This is a genomic window from Pseudomonas sp. R5(2019), from assembly GCF_009905435.1.
Taxonomy (GTDB): Bacteria; Pseudomonadota; Gammaproteobacteria; order Pseudomonadales; family Pseudomonadaceae; genus Aquipseudomonas.
The window spans coordinates 65981-74643 of record NZ_JAAAMT010000028.1 but is presented as its reverse complement, the minus strand read 5'-3'; the positions used below and the strand labels follow the sequence as shown (position 1 = coordinate 74643).

8 protein-coding genes are annotated in these 8663 nt (G+C 57.9%); 2 read left to right on the top strand and 6 right to left on the bottom strand.

All coding sequences use genetic code 11. The features are described from left to right. A partial coding sequence (locus tag GUY40_RS18130) for a TauD/TfdA family dioxygenase (protein WP_178117866.1) occupies nt 1-482 on the top strand: 482 nt, incomplete at its 5' end. 201 nt (nt 483-683) lie between these two features. On the opposite strand, the gene GUY40_RS18125 is transcribed toward GUY40_RS18130, so the two are convergent. The 5 genes from GUY40_RS18125 to GUY40_RS18105 form a co-directional block, all read right to left on the bottom strand. Next, on the bottom strand, nt 684-1739 hold the full coding sequence (locus GUY40_RS18125) for an AraC family transcriptional regulator (RefSeq protein WP_166570281.1): 1056 nt from the start codon (nt 1737-1739) through the stop codon (nt 684-686). A gap of 242 nt (nt 1740-1981) precedes the next feature. Beyond that, on the bottom strand, nt 1982-2917 hold the full coding sequence (locus GUY40_RS18120; protein ID WP_166570280.1) for a 3-keto-5-aminohexanoate cleavage protein: 936 nt from the start codon (nt 2915-2917) through the stop codon (nt 1982-1984). A gap of 185 nt (nt 2918-3102) precedes the next feature. Continuing rightward, a complete protein-coding gene (locus tag GUY40_RS18115; protein ID WP_166570279.1) occupies nt 3103-4434 on the bottom strand; it encodes an MFS transporter in 1332 nt (443 codons plus the stop codon). A 181-nt stretch (nt 4435-4615) separates the two neighbouring features. Further along, on the bottom strand, nt 4616-5683 hold the full coding sequence (locus GUY40_RS18110) for a 3-keto-5-aminohexanoate cleavage protein (protein WP_166570278.1): 1068 nt from the start codon (nt 5681-5683) through the stop codon (nt 4616-4618). Between the two features lie 70 nt (nt 5684-5753). Continuing rightward, nucleotides 5754-6224 carry a carboxymuconolactone decarboxylase family protein gene (locus GUY40_RS18105; RefSeq protein ID WP_256675790.1) on the bottom strand — a complete coding sequence of 157 codons (471 nt, stop codon included), beginning with the start codon at nt 6222-6224 and terminating at the stop codon, nt 5754-5756. Between the two features lie 101 nt (nt 6225-6325). Here GUY40_RS18105 and GUY40_RS18100 point away from each other — a divergent pair, with 101 nt between their 5' ends. Then, nucleotides 6326-7324: an AraC family transcriptional regulator gene (locus GUY40_RS18100; RefSeq protein ID WP_166570277.1), complete on the top strand. Its 999-nt coding sequence runs from the start codon at nt 6326-6328 to the stop codon at nt 7322-7324. A gap of 93 nt (nt 7325-7417) precedes the next feature. Here the strand turns inward: GUY40_RS18100 and GUY40_RS18095 are convergent, their stop codons facing one another. Continuing rightward, nucleotides 7418-8176: an SDR family NAD(P)-dependent oxidoreductase gene (locus GUY40_RS18095; RefSeq protein ID WP_166570276.1), complete on the bottom strand. Its 759-nt coding sequence runs from the start codon at nt 8174-8176 to the stop codon at nt 7418-7420. Between the last annotated feature and the right edge of the window lie 487 nt (nt 8177-8663).

Here is an 8663-nt window from a genome sequence, read left to right as displayed (position 1 = left end):
GCGACACTATGTGGGCAAATATGGTGCTGGCCTATGAGCGTCTGCCGGACGACGTGAAAGCGAAGATCGAAGGTCTTCGGGCCCGTCACAGCATCGAGGCGAGCTTTGGCGCGGCCATGCCGATCGAAAAGCGCCTTGCGCTCAAGGCCCGGTACCCGGACGCGGAGCATCCGGTGGTGCGCATCCACCCTGAAACGGGTGAGAAGGTGCTATTCGTCAACAGTTTCGCGACCCACTTCAGCAACTATCACACGCCTGAGCGGGTGCGCTTCGGTCTGGACGCCAGCCCTGGCGCGGGGGATCTACTGCGCTACCTGATCAGCCAGGCGAATATCCCCGAGTATCAGGTGCGTTGGCGCTGGAAGCCCAACAGCATCGCCATCTGGGACAACCGCAGCACTCAGCATTACGCAGTCATGGATTACCCACCCTGCCATCGCAGGTTGGAGCGCGCCGGCATCATCGGTGACAAGCCTTACTGATCCATCTTCTCTGCACTGCCCTATCCGTCTGCTGGGACTGCTTTCGGATGAGCATCGCTGTAAAAGAGTAAACCTGTAATTGGGCTGGCAGGAGGCCGATGGCTTCTCGCCCGCTTTCCATCTGCCAAGCTCTATGCGCTCGACAACAATGAGTAGAAGCAAGGCTGCGAGTGCACAACACCCGAGTCGACTGCCCGCCCTTTAGTGCTCCGCCCTGCCAAGTGGAGTGTCTGTAGCAATGGCCGTTCTAACAGGGGCATTTTTCTTCATGCTACGCCAAGCGCTAGGCGACATTCCAAATTGGCTGATGAACCAGCGCGTGAGGGAAGTCGCCGTGGTGAAGCCCAGCATGTCAGAGATTCGTTCCAGCGAGTAATTCAAGTTCTCTATGTAGCGCAGCACCAGATCGCGGCGGGCTTCGCTCAACAGGGCGTTGAAAACATAGCCTTCGTCTTTCAAGCGACGCTGCAGGGTGCGTACGTTGAGGCCCTGAGCTTGGGCAATCTGCTCGATGGAGGCGCGACCCATCGGCAGCCGCAGGTAGATGGCCTTGCGTACCTCGAACAGGATCGACGGCCCTGCAGTGCTCTGCAGCGAGTCGAGATAACGCTGGGCGTAGCGCGCCATCGCCGGGTCTGCATGGGGATTGGCCATATCCAGGTTGGCATTGGGGCAGACAATGCCATTGAATTCGCTGCCAAATACCAGGTTGCAGCCGAACAAGCGCCGATGCAATTGCAGGTTGTCGGGGGCCACGTGGGTGAAGTGGACGCTGTAGGGGTGCCAGTGTGCACCGAGCTGGGCGGCGCACAGACGGAATAACACGCCAATGGCCAGCTCATTGGCTTGATGGCAGGGCATCGGCGACTGGGTGATCACTTCTTCGCGAATGATCACCGTCTTGCCCACTTCTTCAATATGCAGGGCAAGAGAGTTGTTCATCAGCTGGCGGTAATCAACCAACACCTGCAACGCATCACGCAGCGTACGTTGGTGGGGAAGTAGCAGGCTGATGACACCCAAGTCCGAGAGCTGGCGCGACTCGGCCATGCTCAAGCCGAAGGTCTGACAACCGCTGGCGGCGGCCGAGTTTTCCAGCAGGCGCACCGTCGCTTCGAGCGGGACACTGTGTTCGGGGTGCTGCAGTTGGGCTTTGCTCAGGCCGACGCCGGCCAACAATTCGAGCGGGTTGAGCCCCAGGTGCTGGCTCACCTCCAGGTAGTTGGTCAGGACAGCAGCGCGAACGAACGTTGTCATGAAAAAGGGCTTCCTTCGTCTGGCTCATGTGGAAATGAGCCGGGCCGACTAAACGGTGTAAAGGGCCCTCATTGTCGGGTGAGCCAGCTGATCTTTGCGGCAGGCCCTCCCGACTATGAGGTCGATGTTCCAACGCGGGAATGACAAGGGGGATTAGCGTTACAGGGCGTTGGCCTCATGCCGGTCATGAACGCCCTGGCCGCGCCAATGGTCAACTGCAGACCGTCGGCGCATCGACATCATCAGAAGCCGACTTGGTCGGCACCTTTGAGCTGCAGCATCTGACGCGTCTCGTCTGGCGTGGCCACCTCCAAATTCAGCGCATGCAGGATCGACACCACACGCTTGACCTGGTCTGCATTGCTCTTGGACAACACACCAGGGCCATCCCATAGCGAGTCTTCGAGGCCAACGCGCACATTGCCGCCCATGGTTGCCGACATGGTCGCGAGGGGCATCTGATTTTTTCCTGCACCCAACACTGACCAGTAGTACTCGTTGCCAAACAACCGGTCGGCCGTGCGTTTCATTTGCAATACATCCTCCGGATGCGCACCGATGCCACCGAGCAGTCCAAAAACGGACTGAATCAACAACGGTCCTTTGACGATGCCACGATCCAGGAAGTGTGCGGCCGTGTAGAGATGTCCAATGTCATAACACTCGATTTCAAAGCGCGTGCCATTGTCCGCGCAGGACTCCAGAATGTACTGAATGTCGCTAAAGGTGTTTTTGAACACCCGATCGCGCGACCCCTCCAGATACGGCCTCTCCCAGTCGTGCTGGAAATCGTGAGACCGGTTGAGCATGGGGTAGAGGCCGAAATTGATCGACCCCATGTTTAGCGACGCGACCTCCGGCTTGAGTTGCAGCGCAGGCTGCAAGCGCTCCTCCACAAGCATATTGGGCGCGCCGCCGGTGGTGAGATTGATGACGACATCTGAGCGCCGCCGGATGTTGGGGAGAAACTCCATGAACAGCCGCGGGTCTTGCGAGGGCTGGCCGTTGTTCGGGTCCCGTGCATGCAGGTGCACGATGGACGCGCCTGCCTCTGCGGCGCTAACCGCTGCCTCCTCTATCTCGGACGCAGTGACAGGAAGGTAAGGAGACATCGAAGGGGTATGAATCGAACCCGTCACCGCGCAAGTGACGATGACCTTGTTTTGATTGGCTGCCATAAATTCTCCAGGATGTAATGCGACCAGAAAAGCTCTTTCCGTGGTTCCGTGATTCCGTGATTCCGTGATTCCGTGATTCCGTGATTCCGTGATTCCGTGATTGTTGTTCAAGTGGTTTTTTGCGACTTATCATTTAAGGACAAATCGCTGAATCACTGGCGTGGCACCCACAACCACAAACGGCCTCAGGGATGTACTGCCGCTACGGCCGGGCTCGCCACTTGATTGATTTGCTCACCCTGTAAACGGGCCATATCGTTGTGGTAGTGACGCCTGGCGTAAATCAACACGGCGGCCGCTGCGATGCTGACCAGTGGCACCAGCTGAAGCGCTGCATCCAGCCCGATATGGTCGGAAACCTTGCCAGTGATCAGTGGGCCGGTCGCCAGGCCGAGCAGGTTGTTGGCCAAGGTCAGAGTGGCCAGGGCGGTGCCATGCACCGTGTAGTGGGTCAAGTTACCGACCATTGCGCTAGTAGGGCCATTGGTCCCGGCCGCGACCATCATGCCCAGGCAGATCAGCACCAGCTGTACGGGGCCATGCGGCAGGGCGAACGCCAGTGACAGCAGCACGCAACTGCCCAGGCAATAGCCGACAGCCAAGCTGATTTTGCGATCCGCGCGCTTGCGCGCGAAGCGGTCACAGAGGATGCCGCAGCCAACGACCCCAATCCCGCCGCACAACATGATGATCGCCGCCAGTGTGGCGGCCTTGTCGGTGCCCATGGCGTAGTAACGGTTCAGGTAGCTCGGCATCCATACGATCACGGTACCCGCAACAAACAACTGCAAACCGCTACCCACGTAAGCGCTGATCACCGAGCGGCTGGAATACAGGGTACGCAGCGGACGCTGGGCCTTGACTGCCGCCTTGCTGGCAACATCGGCCAGGTGCTTGGGCGCGATGCGCGCCTCCTTGACGATTATCGGGTACAGCACGGCCAATAACAGACCGAACAGCGCTATGGCAGCGAACGCCCAGCGCCAGCCAAGGTGCTGCGCTATGACCCCGCCGATGGCGATGCCCAGCACCGAGCCGAACATGCCACCGGCCATAAAGGAGCCCGCCAGGGTGGCGCGCATGTCCCGCGGGAATACCGCCATCACCACGGCACCACCCACGCTGCCGTAGGCAGCCTCTCCGACGCCCACCAGAAAACGCGCGATGAGCATCTGTTGATAGTTCTCTGCCAACGCGCAGCCCAGGGTCGCCAGGCTCCAGAGCAAAGCCATCAATACCAGACTCTTTACGCGACCGAAGCGGTCGGCCATCAGGGACAAGGGAACGGTCAGCAGGCCGACCATCAGCGCCACGATGCCGCTGAGCAAACCGAGCTGGCTATCCGACAGCGCCCACTCACTTTTGAGCAACGGGAACACGGCGTTAAGCACTTGCCGTGACATGTAATCGGAGATCAGCAAACCGAAGGTCAGTGCAAAAACAATCCAGGCATAGCGACGCGGTATACCGATCGAAGTGTCATTGCCGTCATCGGCGCAGGGGTGATAGGCGGCCATGCTATATCCTCATTTTATCTATTATTGTTATGGATCAAGCTTGAACAGAGACTTCGACCAAGGCTCGTCCCTGAGCATCAATCGGAGCACCCCAAACCCGCAGAGCTATCGGTGCAGGCACCTCGGTTCAGCGGGTTTGCTCTTTTTCATCAACGCCAGGGAATCGAACGGTCAACAGCCCCTAAACGGTTGCGGCCGTCTTGCGCAGGAAACCCTGGTGCCCACCGTTGCGGTTGGGTGCGAAGCCGTTGGCCTGCAGACTTTCTTCCACTGTGTCGTAGAACACGCCGATTTTGCTCATCTCGCGTGCCTGCTGGGCGGTGGCGATCGGGCGGCCGAATTCGCGTGAGATACGCACCAGTTGCTCGATCTGTTCGACGGTGGACATCTTTTCCGTTTGCGCCTGGTTCCAGAGGTTGTCCTCGATGCCGCAGCGCACGTGCAGGCCCATCGCAATGCCCATCATGTTGACCGGCAACACGTTGCGCATCGAGCTTTCAACTGTGACCACCGCGCCGTCCGGCACGGCGCGCAAGAAGTTGGCCAGGCTGTAGATGTTAGGTACGTCCATGCCACCGCCGATCGCCACCCAGTTCATGACCAGCGGGCCCTTGTAGATGCCGCGGCGCATTAGCCGCTCGACCGACTCGAAGCTGTTGAGGTTGTAGCACTGGAAGGCACTCTGGATGCCCGCGGCCGTCAGGCGTCGGATGTGCTCTTCCGCCCAACCCGGCTGCGCCGGCACCGTCATCTCCTTGTAGGCGGTGTAGACGTCAGGGTCTTCCATAGAGGTGCCCTTGATGTCTTTGTAATCCCAGTGCTCGACGACGTTCATCTGCGAGGTGTTCACTGTCACCGTGACTTGATCGGGCTTGGGATCGAGTTCAGCCAGCATATGGCGCGTATCGTCGCTCAGCCACTTGGCAGCGGCACCTTCCGTTTCCGGTGCAAAGCTGATCGAGCCGCCTACCTGAATGATCATCTCTGGCACGGCTTCCCGCACACCGGCGATCAGCTCGTTGAATTTGGACAGGCGCTTGGATCCCTTGCCGTCCAGTTCACGCACGTGCAAGTGCAGCACGGTGGCCCCGGCGTTGTAGCAATCCACCGCCTTCTGCACCTGCTCGGCCATGGTCACCGGAATGTCCTCGGGAAAGTCGGAGGGCACCCACGACGGTGCATAAGGTGCTGCCGTGATGATCAGGGGCTGCTGGTTTTCGGTGAAGAGGTGGCCGTCAAGGAAGTTCATGGAGTATCTCCAAAATAATGATTGAGGGGCGCTACGTCTGAAAGACTTGTTGGGCTTTTAAAGGGGATGCTTAGTTGGCTTCAGCTTCGAGTCTGGCCATTTCTTCCTGCAGAATCGGTCCACCGAGACTGCAGGAGTGCAAACCGAGCATGGCGACGCATTCCAGAACCCCCATGACTTCCTCAGGGCTGGCACCCAGCTGTAGCGCTTTGCGGGTATGTCTGCGCACACCAGGGCTGTACATGTGGGTGCATGAAGCGTTCACCGCGATGGCGAGGAACTCGTAGGTCTTGGGGTCGACCAAACCGCGAGCGACGGGCAACTGTGCGGTTTGAAGAAATTTCTCGGTCCATTCCGGGTCAAGCCGGGCGAAACTATCCCAGTCTTGATTCCACTGTCCGGTGGCGCGCATCCGGTCAATGAGCGGAGTGGCTGGCGGGAGGTTTTCGTCTTGGTTGGCGGTGGCGTCCATCCTGATCTTTATGGGTGAAGTGGGCTTGTGGTCACCGGTGATCGGAGCAATTTGATCGGGCAGTACCATACTCGAGCTCTCCATTGAATGTGGCTTGAGTCTGCTGAAGGATGGCTAGTAAGATTTAACCTATTGGGACTTTTGTTAAACGTTCAGGAATGAACCCCATCATGAGCAACCTGGTTGTTAGCGCTTGCCTGACCCACTACACCGACGTGGCCCGTGCCTGCAAGCTCGACCCGTTTACCCAACTGCAGGCGGTGAAGCTCGACCCCATCTGTCTCGAGCATTCCGACAGCAAGATCAGCGTCGACGCGGTGTGGCACCTGCTAGAGAACTCCGCACGCGATGCAGGCGTAGAAGATTTCGGCCTGCGCATGGCCGAAAGGCGGCAGCTTTCCAACCTGGGACCGCTGGCGAAGGTGATGTGCGAAGAACCTACGCTGCGCAAGGCCCTGGAGACGCTCAAGCGCTACCTGCACCTGCATAACGAGGGGTTCATGATCCTCATCGAAGAGTACGACGGTGTTGCGGTGATTCGTGGGGAGCAGATCACCCAGGAGCAACTGCCGGCTCGTCAGTCGATCGACCTGATACTCGGCGTAACCTATCGGACGCTGAAAACCTTGCTCGGCGAGCACTGGGAGCCCCGGACGGTGTGTTTCAGGCATATGGCACCGCGCGATCGCTCAACCCACCTTCGCGTATTCGGGACAAACATCCAGTTCAACAGCATAATCGACGGTATCGTGTGCCGTTCCGTGGACCTGGATGCGCCCATCCTCGGCACCGACCCGACGGGGGCCCGTATTGTCCGCCAGCACCTCGACGCACTCGGGCTGGCTAGCAATTCGGTGGTGGATACTGTGCGGCGCCTGGTGTGGCTTCACCTCCTTACAGGGCATTGTTCGATCGAGCAGGTGGCGCGGCAATTGGGCGTCGTCCGGCGAACAGTGCATCGTCAGCTATCGCAGCATCAGGAAAGTTACTCCTCGATCCTTGATCAGGTTCGCAACGAACAGGTCATCAGGCACTTGAAATACTCCAAGCGTTCGCAGAGCGAAATAGCCGAACTATTGGGATTCTCGGGCCTCAGCGCGTTTTCCCGCTGGTTCAGTCAGCGCTTTGGTTGCAGCCCACGTGCGTGGCGAAACGCTCACGTCAAATAGCCGAGAAAAACCGAAGGCGCACACGAAAAAGCCCCGCTCAAACAACGGGGCCTTTTGACCAGAACGCTAGCTTGGGCTGCCGAGAAGGTACGCTTACATGGCGGTTTTTCCGCCATTCACCGCCAGGATCTGGCCGGTGATATAGCTTGAATGTCGGGATGCCATAAACATGATGGCGTCAGCTACTTCCTCTGGTTTGCCAATGCGTCCTGCAGGAATCGTGGATGCCACCATGGGAAGGTTCTGCGAACCGTTCGCGATGCGATCCAGCATGTCGGTAGCAATCGGGCCGGGAGCCACAGCATTGACTCGCACATTGTATTGGCAGGCTTCAAGCGCGACAGACTTGGTGAAGCCTTCGATAGCATGTTTGCTGGCCACATACATCGGAGCTTGCGCATTGCCTCTGCTGCCCATGGTGGACGACAGGTTTACAATGGCTCCAGACTTCTGCCGCGACATGATGCGCATTTCATGCTTCAGGCACAGGAACGTTCCGAGCGCATTGGCATTAAACGCAGCGGTGTACGAATCCACTGTTTGCTCCATGATCGAACCCCGCACACCTTCAAATCCAGCGCTGTTGACGGCAATGTCCAGATGACCAAAGCGCGTAACGCAGAAGTCGACAAGCTTGGCCACCTGCTCTTCGTTGCTCACATCGGCTTGAAGGAATTCGGCCTGTGTGCTCATGGATCGTAACTCGGATACCAGTTGTTCTCCTGCCACTGCATTGCGTCCAGAAACGATCAAATGCGCGCCCTCACGTGCGAAGGCTATGGCCGTGGCGTAGCCAATGCCAGCAGTTGCGCCAGTGATCAATACAACTTGATTTTCAAACTGCTTAGTCATGGAAGTGTCCGTTTGTGAAGTAGATTGGGTGCCAAAAAGGTCCGTCTCTCGGGATCGGTACCGGACGGAACGCAAATTCAGGAATTCACTTTAGGTATCACGTCGTTGAATAACTTGACGCTTTGGGACAAACAGCTGGCATTTTTTGACACCAAGGGAAAACATCTTCACTGCTTTGGTTCCGGTCTGTTATGGCAACGTCAATGGCTTCGGTGCTGAGCGTTTTAGCGACGGGTCCAGACCAGGTTATGGCTGCTCCCAAGATGACGCTCAGAAAATAGGCCGAACCAGCCCGTCGCAAGTGTTTCCTGACCGAGATGGATAAGGTCGTGCCCGACGATACCTGTCATGAAATGCAGATCAGTTGTCACCTGAGGTGAAAAACTCAAGCGGCTCTACAGACTAAAATCCAATGAACCTGGATCTTCGTCGAGTTGGGCAGTCATGCCGAACTGTTCATAAAGACCAGATCGACATCAACGACTAT